Raw genomic sequence first — 18,977 nt, forward strand, 5'->3', positions numbered from 1 at the left:
ACCGTGGTGTCTCCCGTCGCTGGAGAGTCAACTCGGACATCCTGGAACCCGGGGCGGGGGTCCCGGCGTCCACGCCGAAAACAGTCGATCACGGACGTCGTCCACGGACGTCGTCGCTAAGGAGGCCTCATGGCCGCCATGGCCGCGCGCTACCTCTACCTCGTCCGGCACGGCGAGGCGCTACCGGACGAGAGCGCCCTGACCGAGGCGGGCCGCCGCCAGGCTGAACACCTCGGCCGACGCCTCGCCTCCGCCCCGCTCTCCGCGATCCACCACAGCCCGCTGCCCCGCGCCCGGCAGACGACCGAACTGATCGCCGGGCAACTCGACGGCGTCCCGACGCGGAGCACGGAGACGGCGGGCGACTACGTCCCCTACGTACCGCGACGGGAGGAACTGCCGCCGCGGTTCGCCGACACCTTGCTGGCCCGTCTCGCCGGCTTCCCGGACGAGGAGCTGCACCGGGGCCCGGCCCTGGCCCGCGAGGCCCTGGCGGAGTTCACGGGCCCGGTGGAGGGCACCGAGCCGCGCCACGAACTCGTGGTCACCCACAACTTCCTCGTGGCCTGGCTGGTGCGCGCCGCGCACGACGCCCCGGCCTGGCGCTGGATGGGCATGAACCAGGGCAACGCGTCCCTGACGGTCATCCGCTACGCCCCGGACCGCCCGGCGACGGTAATGATCCACAACGACATGAGCCACCTGCCGGAGGACCTGCGCTGGACGGGCTTCCCGCCGGAACTACGGGTGTGAGGGCGGACACCCTTGACCTCAAGCCGACTTGAGGTACCAAGATCGCAGCACGAGCACGGGGGGGGGAGCCCGGCCCGGACGCGCCACGGGGGTGCGAGTCCGGGCCGGGCTTCACAAGCCGGCGCACGGACATCCTGCCGCGCAGCCCCCCTCACTGCTCCGCGATCACCACCGCCGAGGCCACCCCCGCGTCGTGGCTCAGCGAGATGTGCCAGCTGCGGACCCCGAGCGCCTCCGCGCGGGCCGCGACCGTGCCCGTGACGACGAGAGACGGCCGGCCGCTCGACTCCGTGACAATCTCGGCGTCCGTCCAGAGGAGCCCCGGTGGCGCCCCCAGGGCCTTGGCCAGGGCTTCCTTCGCGGCGAAGCGGGCGGCGAGCGAGGCGATGCCTCGGCGTTCGCCGCCCGGCAGGTACAGCTCGCGTTCCACGAAGAGGCGGTCCGCCATTCCCGGCGTCCGCTGGAGCGCGGCGTCGAAGCGGTCGATCTCCGCGACGTCGATCCCGACTCCCACGATCATTCGACGGTCACCGACTTCGCGAGGTTGCGCGGCTGGTCGACCTCGTTGCCGCGGGCCGTGGCGAGCTCGCAGGCGAAGACCTGGAGGGGGACGGTCGCGACGAGCGGCTGGAGCAGCACCGGCGTGGCCGGGATCTCGATGAGGTGGTCAGCGTAGGGGCGTACGGCCGTGTCGCCGCGCTCGGCGATGACGATCGTGCGGGCGCCCCGGGCGCGGATCTCCTGGATATTGGAGACGATCTTGTCGTGGAGGACGGACCGGCCGCGCGGCGAGGGGACGACCACGACGACCGGGACGTCCCGCTCGATCAGCGCGATCGGACCGTGCTTGAGCTCGCCCGCCGCGAAGCCCTCGGCGTGCATGTACGCGAGCTCCTTGAGCTTCAGCGCCCCTTCCAGCGCGACGGGGTACCCGACGTGCCGGCCCAGGAAGAGGACCGTGTTCTTGTCGGCGAGGGAGCGGGCCAGCTCACGGACCGGCTCCATCGTCTCCAGGACCTCCTCCACCTCCCCCGCGATCTCCGACAGGTCGCGGATCACGGAGAGGATCTCGTCGCCCCACTTGGTGCCCCGCACCTGGCCGAGGTACAGCGCCACCAGGTAGCAGGCGACGAGCTGCGTCAGGAAGGCCTTCGTCGAGGCGACGGCCACCTCCGGGCCGGCGTGGGTGTACAGGACCGCGTCCGACTCCCTCGGGATCGTCGAGCCGTTGGTGTTGCAGATGGCGAGCACCTTCGCGCCCTGCTCGCGCGCGTGCCGCAGGGCCATCAGCGTGTCCATGGTCTCGCCGGACTGGCTGATGGCGATCACCAGCGTGCGCGGGTCGAGGATCGGGTCGCGGTAGCGGAACTCGCTGGCCAGCTCCGTCTCGCAGGGGATGCGGGTCCAGTGCTCGATGGCGTACTTGGCGATGAGCCCCGCGTGGTACGCCGTGCCGCACGCGACGATGACGACCTTGTCGACCTCCCGCAGCACGGAGGCGGGGATGCGGACCTCGTCCAGCGTCAGCGAGCCCGACGCGTCGATGCGGCCCAGCAGCGTGTCGGCGACGGCCTTCGGCTGCTCGGCGATCTCCTTGAGCATGAAGTAGTCGTAGCCGCCCTTCTCGGCGGCCGAGGCGTCCCAGTCGACGTGGTAGGCGCGGGTGTGCTCGTCGGCGGGGGCGCCGTCGAAGTCGGTGACGACGACGCCGTCTCGGCGCAGCTCGACGACCTGGTCCTGGCCGAGCTCGATGGCGTCCCGGGTGTGGGCGATGAAGGCGGAGACGTCGGAGGCGAGGAAGTTCTCGCCGTCGCCGACGCCCACCACGAGCGGGGAGTTGCGCCGGGCGCCCACGACCAGGTCCGGGTCGTCGGCGTGGACGGCGACGAGCGTGAAGGCGCCCTCCAGCCGGCGGCAGACCTGGCGCATGGACTCGGCCAGGTCGCCGCAGGAGGAGAAGGACTCCGCCAGCAGGTGGGCGACGACCTCGGTGTCCGTCTCGGAGGCGAGGTCGTGGCCGCGCTCGGCCAGCTCGGCCCGCAGCTCCGCGAAGTTCTCGATGATGCCGTTGTGGACGACCGCGACGCGGCCCGCGTTGTCCAGGTGCGGGTGGGCGTTGACGTCGGTGGGGCCGCCGTGGGTGGCCCAGCGCGTGTGGCCGATCCCGGTCGAGCCGGAGGGGAGGGGGCGGTCGGCCAGCTCCTTCTCCAGGTTCGCGAGCTTGCCGGCCTTCTTCGCCGAGGCCAGCCCGCCGTCGGCCAGGACCGCCACCCCGGCCGAGTCATAGCCGCGGTACTCCAGCCGCCGCAGCCCCGCCAATACGACATCGAGGGCGCACTGCCCTCCCACATAGCCAACGATTCCGCACATGGACGGAAGCGTACGGCCCCGGTGTCAGCCCCCGTGGGTCAACGCCCGCGCTCGATCCGGTCGATGGCGTCCTGGACCAGCTCCAGGTACTCGACCTCCTCGCAGCGCGGTTTGCTGCCGAGAACGTACCGGTCGAGGCAGTCGCCGAGGTCCTGGCCGAGGTCCTCGTCCGGCAGCTGGGCGGTGAGATCGCCGCGCACCCGGTCGGCGAAGGCGTCGCGCGGGGCCACGGCCCCGGCGGCGGGCGCGCCGACGGGCGTGTGAACGTCACGGCGGGGGCGTACGACACGTCGTACGCCCCTCCTGGCACGGCGGAGCACGAGCTGGAGAACGAACAACGGAACCCCCCGCGTGGGGAGAGGGACAGGAGGCTGGACGCTATTCCTGACTCGCGAGTAAGTACAGACCCCAGCGCGAACTTCACCCACTGGCACCACACCGTCCCCGTCCGCCACGAGGGCCACACCACTTGGAGCACACTCGGAGCACGCTCGGAACGCCCTCGTCACACGCCCGGCCCACCGCCACGCTCCGCCGTGGAACCGCCACCCGGAGGTGATCACCGCGCCGACGGCGCGCACAATGGGCCCGTGCCCACCACGACCGACCAGCCGCGGCACCGACGCCGCGCGGACTCCTCCCCCTTCGTCGACCTCACCCGGACGGAGTGGAGCGCGCTGCGCGAGAACACCCCGCTGCCGCTGACCGCCGAGGAGGTCGAGCGGTTGCGCGGCCTGGGCGACGTCATCGACCTGGACGAGGTCCGGGACATCTACCTGCCGCTCTCCCGCCTGCTCAACCTCTACGTGGGCGCCACGGGCAGCCTGCGCGGCGCCCTCAACACCTTCCTGGGGGAGAAAGGGGCACAGCGCGGCACGCCGTTCGTCATAGGCGTGGCGGGCAGCGTGGCGGTGGGCAAGTCGACCACGGCCCGGCTGCTGCGGGAGCTGCTGGCCCGCTGGCCCGAGCACCCGCGCGTGGAGCTGGTCACGACGGACGGCTTCCTGCTGCCCAACGCCGAGCTCCAGCGGCTGGGCCTGATGTCGCGGAAAGGTTTCCCCGAGTCCTACGACCGCCGGGCGCTGACCCGCTTCGTCGCGGATGTGAAGGCCGGGAAGGACGAGGTGTCGGCGCCCGTCTACTCCCATCTGATCTACGACATCGTGCCGGACGAGCGGCTGACCGTGCACCGCCCGGACATCCTGATCATCGAGGGCCTCAACGTCCTCCAGCCGGCGCGCCCCGGCGAGGACGGCCGTACGAGGGTGAGCCTGGCCGACTTCTTCGACTTCAGCGTCTATGTGGACGCGCGCGCGGAGGACATCGAGCGCTGGTACTACGACCGCTTCAAGAAGCTGCGCGCCACGGCCTTCCACGACCCCGACTCCTACTTCCGCCGGTACACCCAGGTGTCGGAGGAGGAGGCGCTGGACTACGCGCGGCGCAACTGGCGGACGATCAACAAGCCGAACCTGCTGGAGAACGTGGCGCCCACGCGGGGACGGGCGAACCTGATCCTGCGGAAGGGCGTGGACCACAAGGTGCAGCGGCTGTCGCTGCGGAAGCTCTGACGAAAACGCCGGAGGGGGCCGACGCCAAGTCGGCCCCCTCCGGCGTTTGCGAGGAGCTGATCAGCCCAGCGTCGTCTTCACGACGTCGGCCAGGTGCTCGGCCACCTTCCGCGCCTGCTCGTGGTCCGCGGCCTCGACCATGACGCGCACCAGCGGCTCCGTGCCGGACGAGCGCAGCAGCACCCGGCCCGTCGTGCCCAGCTCGCGCTCGGCGGCGTTGACGGCGGCCGCCAGCTCCTGCGAGGTGCCCACGCGGGACTTGTCGACGTTCCGGACGTTGATGAGGACCTGCGGCAGGCGCTCCATGACGCCGGCGAGGTCGGCCAGCGAGCGGCCGGTGGCGGCCACGCGCGCGGCCAGCATCAGGCCGGTGAGCGTGCCGTCGCCCGTCGTGGCGTGGTCCAGGACGATCACGTGGCCGGACTGCTCGCCGCCGAGGGCGAAGCCGTTCGCCTTCATCTCCTCCAGGACGTAGCGGTCGCCGACGGCGGTCTGGACGAGCTGGACGCCCTCGCGCTCCATGGCGAGCTTGAAGCCCAGGTTGGACATGACGGTGGCGACGACGGTGTTCTTGCGCAGCGAGTCCGCCTCGCGCATCGCCAGGGCCAGGACGGCGAGGATCTGGTCGCCGTCGACCTCGTTGCCCTTGTGGTCCACGGCCAGGCAGCGGTCGGCGTCGCCGTCGTGGGCGACGCCCAGGGCGGCGCCGTGCTCGACGACGGCGGCGCGCAGCTTGTCCAGGTGGGTGGAGCCGCACTCGTGGTTGATGTTGAGGCCGTCGGGCTCGGTGCCGATGGTGACGACCTCGGCGCCGGCGCGCGAGAACGCCTCGGGGGAGACCCGGGAGGCCGCGCCGTGGGCGCCGTCGATGACGACCTTGAGGCCGTCGAGGCGGTTGGGGAGGACGCCGATGAGGTGGGCGACGTAGTTGTCGAAGCCCTGGTCGTAGTCCTTGACGCGGCCGACGCCGGCACCGGTGGGCCGGTCCCAGGGCTCGCCGGAGGCGTGGGCCCGGTAGGTCTGCTCGATACGGTCCTCGAGCTCGTCGGCGAGCTTGTGGCCACCGCGGGCGAAGAACTTGATGCCGTTGTCGGGCATCGCGTTGTGGCTCGCGGAGAGCATCACGCCGAGGTCGGCGCCGAGGGCGCCGGTCAGGTAGGCGACGGCCGGCGTGGGCAGCACGCCCACCCGCAGCACGTCGACGCCCGCGCTGGCGAGACCGGCCACCACGGCGGCCTCCAGGAACTCCCCGGACGCCCGCGGATCACGGCCGACCACCGCCACCGGGCGATGCCCCTCGAACGTGCCCGCCTCGGCGAGCACGTGCGCCGCCGCCACCGACAGACCGAGCGCGAGCTCGGCCGTCAGATCCGCGTTGGCGACGCCGCGCACACCGTCCGTACCGAAGAGTCGTCCCACTGGTGTCCTCCGAAAAACGCGGGAGTGCGGGGCCCGGTACGAGCCCCCTTGCTTGAGGTGTCGAGTCCTGGACCGGGGCGGCGCCTCCAGTCATCAGATATACGCCGCATCCGGCGTATTTACGCCTACGGCGCCCGCATGGCGCCAACGCCGTATTTCGCCCCGGCCCGACAATGGCCGAACGCCCCGGCGGCACGGAACCGTGTCGCCGGGGCGTTCGAGCAATGCAGCGAAGCCGCTGTTTAGCGCTTGCTGTACTGCGGAGCCTTGCGGGCCTTCTTGAGACCGGCCTTCTTGCGCTCGACCGCACGGTCGTCGCGCTTGAGGAAGCCGGCCTTCTTCAGCGGGCCGCGGTTGTTGTCAACGTCGGCCTCGTTCAGCGCGCGGGCCACGCCGAGGCGCAGGGCACCGGCCTGACCGGAGACACCGCCACCCGCGATGCGGGCGATGACGTCGTAGCGGCCGTCGAGCTCGAGCACCTTGAAGGGCTCGTTGACTTCCTGCTGGTGCACCTTGTTGGGGAAGTAGTCCTCAAGGGTGCGACCGTTGATCTTCCACTTGCCGGTGCCCGGAACGATCCGGACGCGGGCGATGGCGTTCTTGCGACGGCCCAGGCCGGCGGCCGGCTGCGGGTCGCCGAAGCGGGACGCGAGGGACTCGGAGGTGTACTCCGACTCAACGACCTCGGTCTCGGTGGTGTACTCCTCGACGCCCTCGACCGGCATCTCGGCGGTGGTCTCAGCCACTGGTTCTCCTCAGACTTTCTGGTTCGGCGGTGGCCGGGACTTAGCCCTGCTTGACCTGGGTGATCTCGAACGGAACCGGCTGCTGGGCAGCGTGGGGGTGCTCGGAGCCCGAGTACACCTTCAGCTTCGAGAGCATCTGACGGCCGAGGGAGTTCTTGGGCAGCATGCCCTTGATCGCCTTCTCGACGGCCTTCTCGGGGTTCTTGTCGAGCAGCTCGTCGTAACGGACGGAGCGCAGACCACCCGGGAAGCCAGAGTGGCGGTACGCCATCTTCTGGGTCTTCTTGTTGCCGGACAGGTGCACCTTGTCGGCGTTGATGATGACGACGAAGTCACCCATGTCCATGTGCGGGGCGTACACAGGCTTGTGCTTGCCGCGCAGCAGGGAGGCAGCCTGAGAGGCCAGACGGCCCAGGACGACGTCCTGCGCGTCGATGATGTGCCACTGGCGCTGGACATCGCCGGGCTTGGGGCTGAACGTACGCACGGTCGTAGCCTTCGCTTCTTCAGTGAGTGGGTCCTGACACAATCCGCCAGAGGAGATCACACAGCAGGGGCCGCACAACGGGGACGCAACCCGCGTGCAGGCCGCTGGCGATCAGACCGGCAGACCAGCGTAAGGGCCCCTCGCGTGAGAACGACCAAGCCAATACGCATAACGAACTCGTAGAGTACCGGGACCCGACCGTTGGGGTCAAAACACATGGTCCCACCGGCGCCCGGACCCGGCCATCGGACTAGCGCGCCCGGGCCACCCGGGCCTCGTCCCACACCGGCTCCGGCACCTCCCGCAGCCGCCCGTCCGCCCCGAAGACCACGAAGCGGTCGAACGCGCGAGCGAACCAGCGGTCGTGGGTGACGGCCAGGACCGTCCCCTCATAGGCCTCCAGCCCCGCCTGGAGGGCCTCCGCGCTCTCCAGGTCCAGGTTGTCCGTCGGCTCGTCCAGCAGCAGCGCCGTGGTGCCGGAGAGCTCCAGGAGCAGGATCTGGAAGCGGGCCTGCTGGCCGCCGGAGAGCCTCTCGAAGGCCTGGTCGCCCTGCTTCTCCAGCTCGTACCGGCGCAGCACCGACATCGCACCGCCCCGGTCCTTGGCGTGCTCCGTCCACAGGATGTCCACCAGCGTGCGGCCCATGAGCTCGGGGTGGGCGTGGGTCTGGGCGAAGTGCCCGGGCACGACGCGGGCGCCCAGCTTCCAGGTGCCCGTGTGCGCCACGTCCTCCCCGGCCAGGAGGCGGAGGAAGTGGGACTTGCCCGAGCCGTTGCTGCCCAGCACCGCGACCCGCTCGCCGTAGAAGACCTCCAGGTCGAACGGGTTCATCAGACCGGTCAGCTCCAGCCCGGCGCAGGTCACGGCCCGGACGCCGGTGCGCCCGCCGCGCAGCCGCATCCGGATGTCCTGCTCGCGCGGGGGCTCCGGCGGCGGGCCCGCCTCCTCGAACTTCCGCAGCCGGGTCTGGGCGGCGGCGTAGCGGGAGGCCATCTCATGGCTGACCGCCGCCGCCTGCCGCAGCGTGATCACCAGCTTCTTCAGCTGGGCGTGCTTCTCGTCCCAGCGGCGGCGCAGCTCCTCGAAGCGGGCGAAGCGCTCCTTGCGGGCCGCGTGGTACGTGGCGAAGCCTCCGCCGTGCACCCAGACGTCGCTGCCGGCCGGGCCCGGCTCGACGCTGATGATCTTCTCGGCGGCGCGGGCCAGCAGCTCGCGGTCGTGGGAGACGAAGAGGACGGTCTTCTTGGTCTCGCGCAGCCGCTCCTCCAGCCAGCGCTTGCCGGGGACGTCCAGATAGTTGTCCGGCTCGTCCAGCAGCAGGACCTCGTCCGTGCCGCGCAGCAGGGCCTCCAGGACGAGCCGCTTCTGCTCACCGCCGGAGAGGGTGCGTACCTGGCGCCACTGGGCCTTCTCGTAGGGGACGCCGAGGGCGGCCATGGTGCACATGTCCCACGTGGTCTCGGCCTCGTAGCCCCGGGCCTCGGCCCAGTCGCTGAGCGCCTGGGCGTAGGCCATCTGCGCGGCCTCGTCGTCGCGCTCCATGATCGCGGCCTCGGCCTCGTCGACCGCCCGCGCGGCCTGCCGGATGCCGGGCTGGGCGACGGAGACCAGCAGGTCACGGACCGTACGGTCGTCCCGGACGGAGCCCACGAACTGCGGCATCACGCCCAGGCCGCCGGAGACGGTGACCGAGCCGCCGTGCGGCTTGAGCTCGCCGGAGATCATCCGCAGCAGGGTGGTCTTGCCGGCGCCGTTGGCCCCCACGAGGGCCACGGCGGCCCCTTCCCCCACCCGGAAGGACACGTCGTCGAGCAACCGCCTCCCGTCGGGGAGGTCGTACTCGAGGTGTGCCGCTTCCACATGTCCCATGAGGGCGATTCTCGCCGCTCCCGGGGCGGCGACCAACCGGTTTACGATGCACGCCATGAGCTTTGGGCAGGGTGGGCCGTACGGGGCCCAGGGGGATTCCGGGCCGCACACCACGCCGTGGGGGGCGCCGCCGCCCCAGCAGCCCGGGCAGCCCCAGCCCGGGCAGTTCGGGCCGCCCCCCGGGCAGCCGGCTCCGGCGCTGCCGCCGCAGCAGCCGGCGCAACCCCAGCCGCAGCAGCCGGTGCAACCCCAGCCGCCGCAGCCGGGGCACCCCGCCCCAGCAGCCCCGCAGGCCGCCCCGCTGCCGCCCCAGCAGCCGTATGCGCCCGCCCAGCAGCCGACCCGAGCACAGCCGCAGGCGCCATCGCCCTGGGCTCAGCCGCAGGGCGGCGGCACGCCCGACTGGGCCGCGCTGGCCGACACCGCCGACCGGGACCGCCGCCGCAAGTGGCTGCTGATCGGCGGCGGCGCGCTGGCCACCGCCGCTGTCGCCGCGATCGTCGCCACGGCCGTGGTGCTGTCCGACAAGGGCGACAAGAACCTCCCCGCCGCCGAGAAGCTGCCCAGCGCCTCCGCCGGCACCCCCGAGCCGACGTTCTCCAAGGCCGTGACCCCGCCGCCCAACCCGCGCGAGTTCATATCCAGCCAGGAGAAGGACACCGCCCCGCTCACCGTCAAGACGCTCTTCCCGCACTCCAAGCCGTCGCTGGACAAGCGCGTCTACAAGCGCGCGGCCCAGGACACCGCCACCGACTGCGCCTCCGTCGCCCAGGGCGGCCTGGGCCAGGTCCTCGCCGACAACGGCTGCCGCCAGGTGCTGCGCTCCACCTACGTACGGGACGGGGTCGCCGTCACCGTCGGCGTCGCCGTCTTCGACACCAAGGCCGCCGCCGACAAGGCCAAGGAGCAGTCCACCGGCAACATCGCCCCCCTCACCGGGGACGACGCGGCGTCCTTCTGCCAGGGCACCGCCTGCAGGCTGAGCGCCAACGCCGAGGGCCGCTACGCGTACTTCACCATCGCCGGGTTCACCAACGGCTCCGCCGTCACACCCGACGACACCAAGGCCCTCCAGGCCGGGCGGGACGTCGCGGGCTACACCTTCCGCCGCATCATGGCCCGCGCCAACGCCCAGGCGGCCGCGGCGGCCTCGCCCAAGCCGTCCGGGAACCCCACGGCCAAGCCGTCGGACTCGCCCAAGAACAAGGCCTGACGAGCCAGGCCCGACCGCCGCTCCTCACTCCTGGACCTCGCCGTCCCCCTCCTCGGCGCCCTCGCCGCCCTCCGCCGGGTCGCCGCCCGCGGGCGGCACGGTGGGCGGGCGCTCCGCCCGCAGCAGCCGCTCGACCTTCGCGACCTGCGCCGCGACCAGCGCCGGCGGGATCTCCACCGCCCCGGGGTCGGAAAGGTGGGTGGCGAAGAACATCGACAGCGTGGATCCGCTGCGCACCACCGTCACCAGGGTCGGCGCCCCCTCCGCCGCGTTGACCATGCGGTACGCCAGCGCCTCCTCCCCGAGCCGGGGCGCGGGCAGCTCCTTCACCGCCTCGAACCGCTGGGGCTGCCCCTCCCCCGTGCGCATCGCGAAGCCCCCCGCGCAGTCGGACACGGCCCGGCGCAGCTCCCGGAGCGTGACGCGCGCCCCGTCGTCCGCGTAGGTGGACACCCGGACCGTCCCCAGCAGACCCTGGAAGCCGTGCTCCCGCGAGGACTTGGAGAACGTCCGTACGAGGGAGGCCATGGGCGCGGGCTCCTGCCGGGGCCCCAGGGCCAGCACCAGCGGCCGGCAGGCGGGCCGGTCCGTGCCGGGCAACCCGTGCCCGGCGCTGCCTTCGGAGGCCCGTTCGAGGACGAAACCGGGCACCTCACGGGCGTCCAGCGCCACGTGCTTGAGCTGATCGGCGCTGAACACCCGGACGACCGACGGCGCTTCGGCGCTCCGGGCCTCGTCCTTGCCCTCACCGGGCCTGCCTCCGCCGACGCCGGCGCAGCCGGTCAGCAACAGGAGGGCCGTCAACACCCCTACGGGGGAAGCCGTCAGTCTCCGTTTACCCTTCACCCTCACCAGGTCCACCCTCATGACGTCCGCCCTGCCCTCCAGTTCGCGGCGCTCGCCGAGCGGCGCCCCTCATGGCTCCTTGCGACGTGACCCAGGCCACAATGTAGGCTGCGCAGCCAACGGAAGCCCCTCCCTACGGTCCCACCGGCGGTTCGAGCCGCACGGAGCCCCGTCCGGTCGGGCCGAACACCCAAGGGCGCCATGAAGATCTCTTTCCTTTTGCAGAACGCCTACGGCATCGGCGGAACCATCCGCTCCACTTTCAATGTGGCGGGCGCCCTCGCCGCCCGCCACGACGTCGAGATCGTGTCCGTCATCCGCAGCGGCGAGAAGCCCCGGCTGAACCTCCACCCCGGAGTACGGCTGCGGTGCCTCATCGACCAGCGCCCCGACAAGGGCGCCGACCTCGACGACCCCCTCCTCGGCCAGGACAGCCGGTACATCCCGCCCGTCGAGGCCAAGGGCGCGCACTTCAGCGCGCTCACCGACCAGCGGGTCGCCGCGCACCTCGCCGCCACCGACGCGGACGTCGTCATCGCCACCCGCCCCGGACTCGTGATGTACCTCGCCGAGTTCGGCCAGGACCGCTATCTGCGGATCGGCCAGGAGCACCGGATCTACGGCACCCACGAGGCCGCCATCCGCGCCTACCAGGACGCGTCCATCCCCCACCTCGACGCCCACACCACCGTCTCCGAGGCGGACGCCGTCACCCACCGGGAGCAACTCCCGGGCATCAAAACGAAGATCGTATGCATCCCGAACGGCTGCCCGCCGTCCGAGGTCGAACCAGCCGACCCGGACAGCAAGTTGGTGGTCGCGGCCGGACGGCTCATCCCCGTCAAGCGCTACGACCTGCTGATCAACGCCTGGGCCTCCGTCGCCGCCGCCCACCCCGACTGGAAGCTCCGTCTCTACGGCCGCGGCCCCGAACAGGCCAAACTCCGCGCCCAGATCGACAGACTCGGCCTCAACGAGTCACTGACGCTCATGGGCGCCCACTCCCCCATCGAAACCGAATGGGCCAAGGGCTCCATCGCCGCCGTGACCTCCCGCGAGGAGTCCTTCGGCATGACGATCGTCGAGGCCATGGGCTGCGGCGTCCCCGTCGTCGCCACCGACTGCCCCCACGGCCCCGGCGAGATCATCAGCGACGGCGAGGACGGCCTGCTCGTCCCCGTCGGCGACAGCGACGCCATCGCCAAGGGCCTGCTCAAACTGATCGAGGACGACGAACTCCGCCGCGCCATGGGCGCCGCCGCGCTCGTCTCCGCCCGGCGCTACGCGCCCGAACGCATCGCCGACGCCTACCTGGAGCTCATCGACGACCTCGGCGGCCCCCGCCGCACCGGCGACGAACAGGCCACCGCCACCACGAGACCGGCCCGGCCCCCGCTCAGCCGGCGCCTGCGCCGGACCGTCGGCAGGATCGTCCGGCCACTGCGCCGCCAGGCCGCGCCCCCGCGCGAGAAGAAGGTCCTCAAGGACATCGTCGTCCGCAAGCCGCTGCGCCCGGTCGCCTCCTGCCGCGTCAACTCCGAGGGAGACATCGTCGTTTCGGTGGACCCGAAGGGCGTCAGCGGGGAAAACCTCTCCCTGACCGTCACACGACGCAAGGAGAACAAGCCGGCCGCAGTACCCCTGAAGCCACCATCCGAAGCAGACGCCCCCTGGACCGCCGTCCTGAAGCGGACCGAACTCCGCCTGGGCGAAGGCCGCTGGGACCTCCACGTCGTACGCGCCGACGACCGCGCCCGCCGTCGTGTCGTCGCCCATCTCCCCGAAGGCCGCCGCCTGTTGACCCTGGAACCGCTCCCGGGCTCACCGTTCACCTGGTGGATTCCCTACTCCACCGTCGACGGCTACCTCGCCCTGCGCGCCTGGCACCGCGACGGCCACGCGGAGGCGCGCGCGCTGAGGACGACGGAGGAGGCGCTGACGGTCGAAGGCACGCTGTACGGCGCGGAGTTCACCGACGGGAAGCCCGCGCCCGCGCTGGTCGGCACCCCACGTGGCGAGGCGGCCTCGGAGGTGACAGCGGAAATCGAGATCCTGAACGGCGCGGCCTTCAGGGCGACGCTGCCGTACGACCGCCTTCGCGCGGCCCGCACCGGGGAGGAGAGCGCGACGTGGGACCTCGCGCTACGGCTCGCCCCCGACGCGGCGCCGATCAGGATCGGCCGCCTCGTGGGGGACATCGTCGACCGCAACAAGACGGACATTCATCCGACGGTCGCGGGCATGCGGCCGTACTTCACGGTGACCAGCGATCTGGCCGTGACGGCGACCGGCGCCGAGGGGTAGAGAGCCCCGGTCCCGCCCTTTCACCGTTTCCCGAGGCTCCGGCCCCGGCCCCCTGACCTCTGCGGGGGTGTCAGGGGGCGGCAGCCCCCTGAGAAACGGGGAAAGGGCGGGACCGGGGCCGGCCGCCCGCAGGGCTCAACAGCAACCCGCCCCGGGCAGCGACCTCTTGTTCCGCGCCGCGAGGTTCCGCGCGGCGAGCTCCGAGTCCGCCGGGTACCCGACCTCCTCCAGCGTCAGCCCGTGCGGCCGCACCACGTGCACCGCCGAATCCCGCACCCCGGCCGCGAGCACCTGGCCCGGCCAGTCCACGCCCCGGTGCCCGTCGCCGACGAACAGCAGCGCGCCCACCAGCGACCGCACCATGTTGTGGCAGAAGGCGTCCGCCCGCACGGTCGCCGTCACCACACCCGACGCGTCCCGCACCCAGCTCAGCTCCTGGAGCGTACGGATGGTCGTCGCACCCTCGCGCTTCTTGCAGTAGGCGGCGAAGTCGTGCTCGCCCAGCAGCGCCTGCGACGCCGCGTTCATCTTCTCCACGTCCAACGGCCAGTCGTGCCACAGCACATGACCCCGCAGCAGCGGGTCCACCCCGCCCGGGTGGTCGACGACCCGGTAGGCGTACCGCCGCCAGATCGCGGAGAACCGCGCGTTGAACCCGGCCGGGGCCTCCGCCGCACGCCAGACCCGGACGTCGTGCGACAGCCGTCCGGCCAGCCGGCGCAACAGTTTGTCCTCGTGCTCGGCCCAAACCTCCGCCGGAAGATCGACGTGCGCGACCTGGCCCCGGGCGTGGACGCCCGCGTCCGTACGGCCGGCGACCGTCAGCTCGTACGTCTCCTTGGACCGGGTCACGGTCCGGATCGCGTCCTCGAGCTCACCCTGCACGGTGCGCTGGCCCTCGCGCTGCTTGGCCCAGCCGGAGAAGTCCTTGCCGTCGTACGACAGGTCCAGCCGCACCCGTACGAAACCGGGCTCAACCTCGTCACTCACCGAGTGTTTCCTCTCAGAATGCGGGACGGGCCCGCCCCCTAAGGGACGGGCCCGTCACTGACACGTCAGACGCGTCAGGCGTCCTTCGACTCCTCGGCCGGAGCCTCGGCGGCGGCCTCGGTCTCCTTGACCGCACGCTTGGTGGCGGCCTCGGCCTCGGCGACGGTCGCCTTCTTGGCGATCTCACCCTCGACCAGCTCGATCACAGCCATCGGGGCGTTGTCGCCACGACGGTTGCCGATCTTGGTGATACGGGTGTAGCCACCCGGACGCTCGGCGAAGCGCGGAGCGATCTCGGTGAAGAGCACGTGCACGATGCCCTTGTCCGTGATCGTCTGCAGCACCTGGCGACGGTTGTGGATGTCGCCCTTCTTCGCCTTGGTGATCAGGCGCTCGGCGACCGGACGCAGGCGGCGGGCCTTGGCCTCGGTCGTCGTGATGCGGCCGTGCTCGAAGAGCGACTTGGCGAGGTTCGCCAGCATCAGCTTCTCGTGCGCGGCACCGCCGCCCAGACGGGCACCCTTGGTGGGACGCGGCATGGTATTTCTCCTAGAGGTCTGCCCCGGCCGTATCAGGTACCGGAGTCAGTATCCGAGCGGGCGGTCGCCCGTCGGAGACCCCGCGCCCCAAGGGGCGCGGGGAACGGCGCGACCAGCCACAGCGGGCCGGTCGCCGAAAACCGATCAGTACTGCTCGGTCTCCACGAAACCCGCGTCCGCGTCGTCGTCCGCGCCAAAGGCGTCGGCGGCGGCGGTCGGGTCGAATCCGGGCGGGCTGTCCTTGAGGGCCAGGCCCATGCCGGCCAGCTTCGCCTTGACCTCGTCGATCGACTTCGCACCGAAGTTGCGGATGTCGAGCAGGTCGGCCTCGGAGCGGGCGACGAGCTCACCCACGGAGTGGATGCCCTCGCGCTTGAGGCAGTTGTAGGAGCGAACGGTGAGCTCGAGCTCCTCGATCGGCAGCGCCAGGTCGGCGGCCAGGGCGGCGTCCGTCGGGGACGGGCCCATGTCGATGCCCTCGGCGTCGATGTTGAGCTCGCGGGCCAGACCGAACAGCTCGACCAGGGTCTTGCCGGCGGACGCCATGGCGTCGCGCGGGCGCATGGCCTGCTTGGTCTCGACGTCGACGATCAGCTTGTCGAAGTCGGTGCGCTGCTCGACACGGGTCGCCTCGACCTTGTAGGTGACCTTGAGAACCGGCGAGTAGATGGAGTCGACCGGGATACGGCCGATCTCCTGGCCCACCTGCTTGTTCTGGACGGCGGAGACGTAGCCGCGACCGCGCTCGACGGTCAGCTCCATCTCCAGCTTGCCCTTGGCGTTCAGGGTCGCCAGGACCAGGTCGGGGTTGTGCACCTCGACGCCGGCCGGCGGGGCGATGTCCGCGGCGGTGACCAGACCCGGGCCCTGCTTGCGCAGGTACATCACGACCGGCTCGTCGTGCTCCGAGGAGACGACCAGCTGCTTGATGTTCAGGATGAGGTCGGTGACGTCCTCCTTGACGCCCGGCACGGTGGTGAACTCGTGCAGGACACCGTCGATGCGGATGGACGTGACAGCCGCACCCGGGATCGAGGAGAGGAGCGTACGACGCAGGGAGTTGCCGAGGGTGTAGCCGAAGCCCGGCTCCAGCGGCTCGATCACGAACCGGGAACGGAACTCGTCCACGACCTCTTCGGTCAGCGAGGGACGCTGAGCGATCAGCATGTTGCGAATCCTTCAGTCATGGGCGCCCGCTATTTGACGCCCTCTGCCACCGGACGGTAGTCCGATGTTGTCACTGTGCAAGGGTACGGGCGGCACGGCCCCCGTGAAGGGGAGCCGTACCGCCCGGCACCTTACGAACAACCGTGCGAAACGGCGCAGCGTCAGACGCGGCGGCGCTTCGGGGGACGGCAGCCGTTGTGCGGGGTCGGGGTGACGTCCTGGATGGAGCCGACCTCGAGACCGGTCGCCTGGAGCGAACGGATGGCGGTCTCACGACCGGAGCCCGGGCCCTTGACGAAGACGTCAACCTTGCGCATGCCGTGCTCCTGCGCGCGACGGGCAGCCGACTCGGCGGCCATCTGCGCGGCGAACGGGGTGGACTTGCGCGAGCCCTTGAAGCCGACGTGGCCGGCGGAGGCCCAGGAGATCACGTTGCCCGAAGGGTCGGTGATCGAAACGATGGTGTTGTTGAACGTGCTCTTGATGTGCGCGTGGCCGTGAGCGACGTTCTTCTTTTCCTTGCGGCGCACCTTCTTGGCAGCGCCCTGACGACCCTTGGGGGGCATGTCTTACTCCTGAATGGAGAGGGAGGTGGTCGGTCCTACAGCGAAGACCGCTGATGAGCGTCCGCTGTGGACTACTTCTTGCCCGGCTTCTTCTTGCCGGCGATGGCGCGACGCGGGCCCTTACGGGTACGAGCGTTCGTGCTGGTGCGCTGACCGTGGACCGGCAGACCGCGACGGTGACGCAGACCCTGGTAGCAGCCGATCTCAACCTTGCGGCGGATGTCGGCCTGAACCTCACGGCGGAGGTCACCCTCGGTCTTGATGTTGGCGTCCACGTACTCGCGGATCTTGACCAGGTCCTCCTCGGACAGGTCACGAACGCGGGTGTTCGGGTTCACACCGGTGGAGGCGAGGGTCTCCTTCGCCAGGGTGCGGCCGATGCCGAAGACGTAGGTGAGTGCGACCTCCACGCGCTTTTCGCGCGGGATGTCAACACCGGAAACGCGTGCCATTGAATGGCTCCTGTTGGTGTTCGGGGGTCTTCCGCAATGCCATTCCGTGGCCGCCGTACCAGGTACGGACCAGGTCCCCGGCCCCCGCCGGAGGTGTCACCGACCCCGAGTCGGGGCTAGGTGGGCGCTGCGTATGTACATGTATTGCTCGCGTCGCGCGAAGAAACTGCGGAGTGCAGGTTCTGCGATCAGCCCTGGCGCTGCTTGTGGCGCAGGTTGTCGCAGATGACCATGACCCGGCCGTGACGGCGGATCACCTTGCACTTGTCGCAGATCTTCTTGACGCTCGGCTTGACCTTCATGGGATGTGAGGTTCTCCGGGTCAGTGCCGTCGCCCCGCCGGAAGCGGGACGTCGACAAGATCTACTTGTAGCGGTAGACGATCCGGCCACGCGTCAGGTCGTACGGAGACAGCTCCACGACGACCCGGTCATCCGGGAGGATTCGGATGTAGTGCATCCGCATCTTGCCGCTGATGTGCGCGAGGACCTTGTGACCGTTCTGGAGCTCTACCTTGAACATGGCGTTCGGCAGAGACTCGATCACGGTGCCCTCGATCTCGATGGCACCTTGCTTCTTGGCCACGCTTCGCCTTTCGAATCGGCTACCTTGATCGACTCCCCCGTATGCACGCGGGCATGCGGATACACGAGAGCCGACGCATCAGTCTACGTCAGGGCAAACGAAAAGCCTAATCCAGGGTGCTTGCCCGACCACGGAGATCCTTACTCCACGGTTCACGTCGGCGAGGCCGACCACCCGGACAGGGCTTACGCCAGGGGATCCGGCGCCGCCGTGACGCCGTACTCCGCGAGCTTCGCGCGGCCGCCGTCGACCGCCGTGAGGACCAGCGGGCCCTGCTCCGTCAGGGCGACGGAGTGCTCCCAGTGGGAGGACCAGCTCTTGTCGTCCGTGAGGACCGTCCAGTCGTCCGCCAGGACGTGCGTCTTCGCCGTGCCCAGGCTCACCATGGGCTCGATCGCGATGCAGAAGCCCGGGACCAGCTTGGGGCCCTTGCCGCGCTTGCGGGAGACGTAGTTCAGCAGGTGGGGGTCCATGTGCATCTCGGAGCCGATGCCGTGCCCGCCGTAGTCCTCGATGATCCCGTACTTCCCGGAGGCCGGGCGGGGCTGGCGGCGGATGTAGCCCTCGATGGCCTTGGAGATGTCCACGAGCCGGTTACCGGTCCGTACGGCCGCGATGCCGGCCCACATGGACTCCTCGGTCACCCGGGAGAGCTCGATCAGCTCCGGAGCGTGACCGGTGCCCACGAAGGCCGTGAAGGCCGCGTCGCCGTGCCAGCCTTCCACGATGGCGCCGGCGTCGATGGAGATGATGTCGCCGTCCTTGAGGACGGTCTTCTCGTCCGGGATGCCGTGGACGACGACCTCGTTCACCGAGGTGCAGATCGTGGCGGGGAAGCCGCCGTAGCCGAGGAAGTTCGACTTGGCGCCGTGCTCGGCGATCACCTTCCGGGCGACCTCGTCCAGGTCCTTGGTGGTGGCACCGGGCACCGCGGCCTCCCGGGTGGCCGCGTGGACGGCGGCGACGACCAGCCCCGCCTCACGCATCTTCGCGATCTGCTCCGGGGTCTTGATCTCGACCATGACGATGCCTTCCTGGCTGTTCCATCGAATACTGCGTCGAAATACCGCATCGAAATATTGCTCGGACAAACACTACG

General features: G+C 70.6%; 20 protein-coding genes. 4 read left to right on the forward strand and 16 right to left on the reverse strand.

The window, feature by feature from the left end:
• Positions 1 to 129 precede the first annotated feature (129 nt).
• Positions 130 to 753, forward strand: a complete 624-nt coding sequence (locus IE096_RS23075) for a histidine phosphatase family protein (protein WP_189454731.1) — start codon at positions 130 to 132, stop codon at positions 751 to 753.
• 151 nt (positions 754 to 904) lie between these two features.
• Here the strand turns inward: IE096_RS23075 and IE096_RS23080 are convergent, their stop codons facing one another.
• From IE096_RS23080 to IE096_RS31575, 3 genes are read right to left on the reverse strand one after another with little or no spacing between them, the layout of a single operon-like run.
• A complete protein-coding gene (locus IE096_RS23080; RefSeq protein WP_189454733.1) occupies positions 905 to 1,273 on the reverse strand; it encodes a holo-ACP synthase in 369 nt (122 codons plus the stop codon).
• Positions 1,270 to 3,123, reverse strand: coding sequence for a glutamine--fructose-6-phosphate transaminase (isomerizing) (glmS, locus tag IE096_RS23085; protein ID WP_189454735.1), 1,854 nt, complete (start codon positions 3,121 to 3,123; stop codon positions 1,270 to 1,272). The genes IE096_RS23080 and glmS overlap by 4 nt, the downstream gene beginning before the upstream one ends.
• Positions 3,124 to 3,161: 38 nt before the next feature.
• Complete coding sequence (locus IE096_RS31575) at positions 3,162 to 3,461, reverse strand: hypothetical protein (RefSeq protein WP_229820529.1); 300 nt, start codon at positions 3,459 to 3,461, stop codon at positions 3,162 to 3,164.
• Positions 3,462 to 3,713: 252 nt separating this feature from the next.
• Here IE096_RS31575 and coaA point away from each other — a divergent pair, with 252 nt between their 5' ends.
• Complete coding sequence (gene coaA / locus IE096_RS23095) at positions 3,714 to 4,694, forward strand: type I pantothenate kinase (protein WP_126914667.1); 981 nt, start codon at positions 3,714 to 3,716, stop codon at positions 4,692 to 4,694.
• Between the two features lie 60 nt (positions 4,695 to 4,754).
• On the opposite strand, the gene glmM is transcribed toward coaA, so the two are convergent.
• The 4 genes from glmM to IE096_RS23115 all read right to left on the reverse strand — a co-directional run bounded on the left by glmM (position 4,755) and on the right by IE096_RS23115 (position 9,216).
• Positions 4,755 to 6,113: a phosphoglucosamine mutase gene (gene glmM / locus IE096_RS23100; RefSeq protein WP_189454737.1), complete on the reverse strand. Its 1,359-nt coding sequence runs from the start codon at positions 6,111 to 6,113 to the stop codon at positions 4,755 to 4,757.
• 242 nt (positions 6,114 to 6,355) lie between these two features.
• A complete protein-coding gene (gene rpsI, locus IE096_RS23105; protein WP_126914669.1) occupies positions 6,356 to 6,859 on the reverse strand; it encodes a 30S ribosomal protein S9 in 504 nt (167 codons plus the stop codon).
• Positions 6,860 to 6,899: 40 nt separating this feature from the next.
• A complete protein-coding gene (rplM, locus tag IE096_RS23110; RefSeq protein ID WP_189454739.1) occupies positions 6,900 to 7,346 on the reverse strand; it encodes a 50S ribosomal protein L13 in 447 nt (148 codons plus the stop codon).
• A gap of 250 nt (positions 7,347 to 7,596) precedes the next feature.
• The gene (locus IE096_RS23115; RefSeq protein WP_189454741.1) at positions 7,597 to 9,216 is read right to left on the reverse strand and encodes an ABC-F family ATP-binding cassette domain-containing protein; all 1,620 of its coding nucleotides are present in this window, start codon (positions 9,214 to 9,216) and stop codon (positions 7,597 to 7,599) included.
• Between the two features lie 55 nt (positions 9,217 to 9,271).
• Here IE096_RS23115 and IE096_RS23120 point away from each other — a divergent pair, with 55 nt between their 5' ends.
• A complete protein-coding gene (locus tag IE096_RS23120) occupies positions 9,272 to 10,429 on the forward strand; it encodes a hypothetical protein (protein ID WP_229820530.1) in 1,158 nt (385 codons plus the stop codon).
• A gap of 24 nt (positions 10,430 to 10,453) precedes the next feature.
• Here IE096_RS23120 and IE096_RS23125 read toward each other — a convergent pair whose 3' ends face one another.
• The gene (locus tag IE096_RS23125; protein ID WP_189454742.1) at positions 10,454 to 11,236 is read right to left on the reverse strand and encodes a hypothetical protein; all 783 of its coding nucleotides are present in this window, start codon (positions 11,234 to 11,236) and stop codon (positions 10,454 to 10,456) included.
• A 240-nt stretch (positions 11,237 to 11,476) separates the two neighbouring features.
• Between IE096_RS23125 and IE096_RS23130 the strand changes: the two genes are divergently transcribed.
• Positions 11,477 to 13,579 (forward strand): glycosyltransferase family 4 protein, encoded by a 2,103-nt coding sequence (locus tag IE096_RS23130; protein WP_189454744.1) that lies wholly within the window; start codon positions 11,477 to 11,479, stop codon positions 13,577 to 13,579.
• A 135-nt stretch (positions 13,580 to 13,714) separates the two neighbouring features.
• Here the strand turns inward: IE096_RS23130 and truA are convergent, their stop codons facing one another.
• The 8 genes from truA to map form a co-directional block, all read right to left on the reverse strand.
• The gene (gene truA, locus IE096_RS23135) at positions 13,715 to 14,569 is read right to left on the reverse strand and encodes a tRNA pseudouridine(38-40) synthase TruA (RefSeq protein WP_189454746.1); all 855 of its coding nucleotides are present in this window, start codon (positions 14,567 to 14,569) and stop codon (positions 13,715 to 13,717) included.
• A 74-nt stretch (positions 14,570 to 14,643) separates the two neighbouring features.
• Positions 14,644 to 15,108, reverse strand: a complete 465-nt coding sequence (gene rplQ / locus IE096_RS23140; RefSeq protein WP_126914675.1) for a 50S ribosomal protein L17 — start codon at positions 15,106 to 15,108, stop codon at positions 14,644 to 14,646.
• 144 nt (positions 15,109 to 15,252) lie between these two features.
• Positions 15,253 to 16,275, reverse strand: coding sequence for a DNA-directed RNA polymerase subunit alpha (locus IE096_RS23145; protein ID WP_004946635.1), 1,023 nt, complete (start codon positions 16,273 to 16,275; stop codon positions 15,253 to 15,255).
• 161 nt (positions 16,276 to 16,436) lie between these two features.
• The gene (gene rpsK / locus IE096_RS23150; protein ID WP_003956432.1) at positions 16,437 to 16,841 is read right to left on the reverse strand and encodes a 30S ribosomal protein S11; all 405 of its coding nucleotides are present in this window, start codon (positions 16,839 to 16,841) and stop codon (positions 16,437 to 16,439) included.
• A 71-nt stretch (positions 16,842 to 16,912) separates the two neighbouring features.
• Positions 16,913 to 17,293 carry a 30S ribosomal protein S13 gene (gene rpsM / locus IE096_RS23155; protein ID WP_126914676.1) on the reverse strand — a complete coding sequence of 127 codons (381 nt, stop codon included), beginning with the start codon at positions 17,291 to 17,293 and terminating at the stop codon, positions 16,913 to 16,915.
• A gap of 188 nt (positions 17,294 to 17,481) precedes the next feature.
• A complete protein-coding gene (gene rpmJ, locus IE096_RS23160) occupies positions 17,482 to 17,595 on the reverse strand; it encodes a 50S ribosomal protein L36 (RefSeq protein WP_003956441.1) in 114 nt (37 codons plus the stop codon).
• Positions 17,596 to 17,656: 61 nt separating this feature from the next.
• Positions 17,657 to 17,878, reverse strand: a complete 222-nt coding sequence (infA, locus tag IE096_RS23165; RefSeq protein ID WP_003956442.1) for a translation initiation factor IF-1 — start codon at positions 17,876 to 17,878, stop codon at positions 17,657 to 17,659.
• 185 nt (positions 17,879 to 18,063) lie between these two features.
• A complete protein-coding gene (gene map / locus IE096_RS23170; RefSeq protein ID WP_189454748.1) occupies positions 18,064 to 18,900 on the reverse strand; it encodes a type I methionyl aminopeptidase in 837 nt (278 codons plus the stop codon).
• Between the last annotated feature and the right edge of the window lie 77 nt (positions 18,901 to 18,977).

Source organism: Streptomyces abikoensis (genome assembly GCF_014648775.1).
In the GTDB taxonomy this organism is placed as follows: Bacteria; Actinomycetota; Actinomycetes; order Streptomycetales; family Streptomycetaceae; genus Streptomyces; species Streptomyces abikoensis.

Excerpts from the sequence above, each read along its gene's own strand:
- rpsM (WP_126914676.1), bottom strand. The coding sequence starts at position 17,293 with ATGGCACGCGTTTCCGGTGTTGACATCCCGCGCGAAAAGCGCGTGGAG.
- IE096_RS23115 (WP_189454741.1), bottom strand. The coding sequence starts at position 9,216 with ATGGGACATGTGGAAGCGGCACACCTCGAGTACGACCTCCCCGACGGG.
- IE096_RS23130 (WP_189454744.1), top strand. The coding sequence starts at position 11,477 with ATGAAGATCTCTTTCCTTTTGCAGAACGCCTACGGCATCGGCGGAACC.
- map (WP_189454748.1), bottom strand. The coding sequence starts at position 18,900 with ATGGTCGAGATCAAGACCCCGGAGCAGATCGCGAAGATGCGTGAGGCG.
- IE096_RS23145 (WP_004946635.1), bottom strand. The coding sequence starts at position 16,275 with ATGCTGATCGCTCAGCGTCCCTCGCTGACCGAAGAGGTCGTGGACGAG.
- glmS (WP_189454735.1), bottom strand. The coding sequence starts at position 3,123 with ATGTGCGGAATCGTTGGCTATGTGGGAGGGCAGTGCGCCCTCGATGTC.
- IE096_RS23120 (WP_229820530.1), top strand. The coding sequence starts at position 9,272 with ATGAGCTTTGGGCAGGGTGGGCCGTACGGGGCCCAGGGGGATTCCGGG.
- IE096_RS23080 (WP_189454733.1), bottom strand. The coding sequence starts at position 1,273 with ATGATCGTGGGAGTCGGGATCGACGTCGCGGAGATCGACCGCTTCGAC.
- rpsK (WP_003956432.1), bottom strand. The coding sequence starts at position 16,841 with ATGCCCCCCAAGGGTCGTCAGGGCGCTGCCAAGAAGGTGCGCCGCAAG.
- rpmJ (WP_003956441.1), bottom strand. The coding sequence starts at position 17,595 with ATGAAGGTCAAGCCGAGCGTCAAGAAGATCTGCGACAAGTGCAAGGTG.
- IE096_RS23075 (WP_189454731.1), top strand. The coding sequence starts at position 130 with ATGGCCGCCATGGCCGCGCGCTACCTCTACCTCGTCCGGCACGGCGAG.
- rplQ (WP_126914675.1), bottom strand. The coding sequence starts at position 15,108 with ATGCCGCGTCCCACCAAGGGTGCCCGTCTGGGCGGCGGTGCCGCGCAC.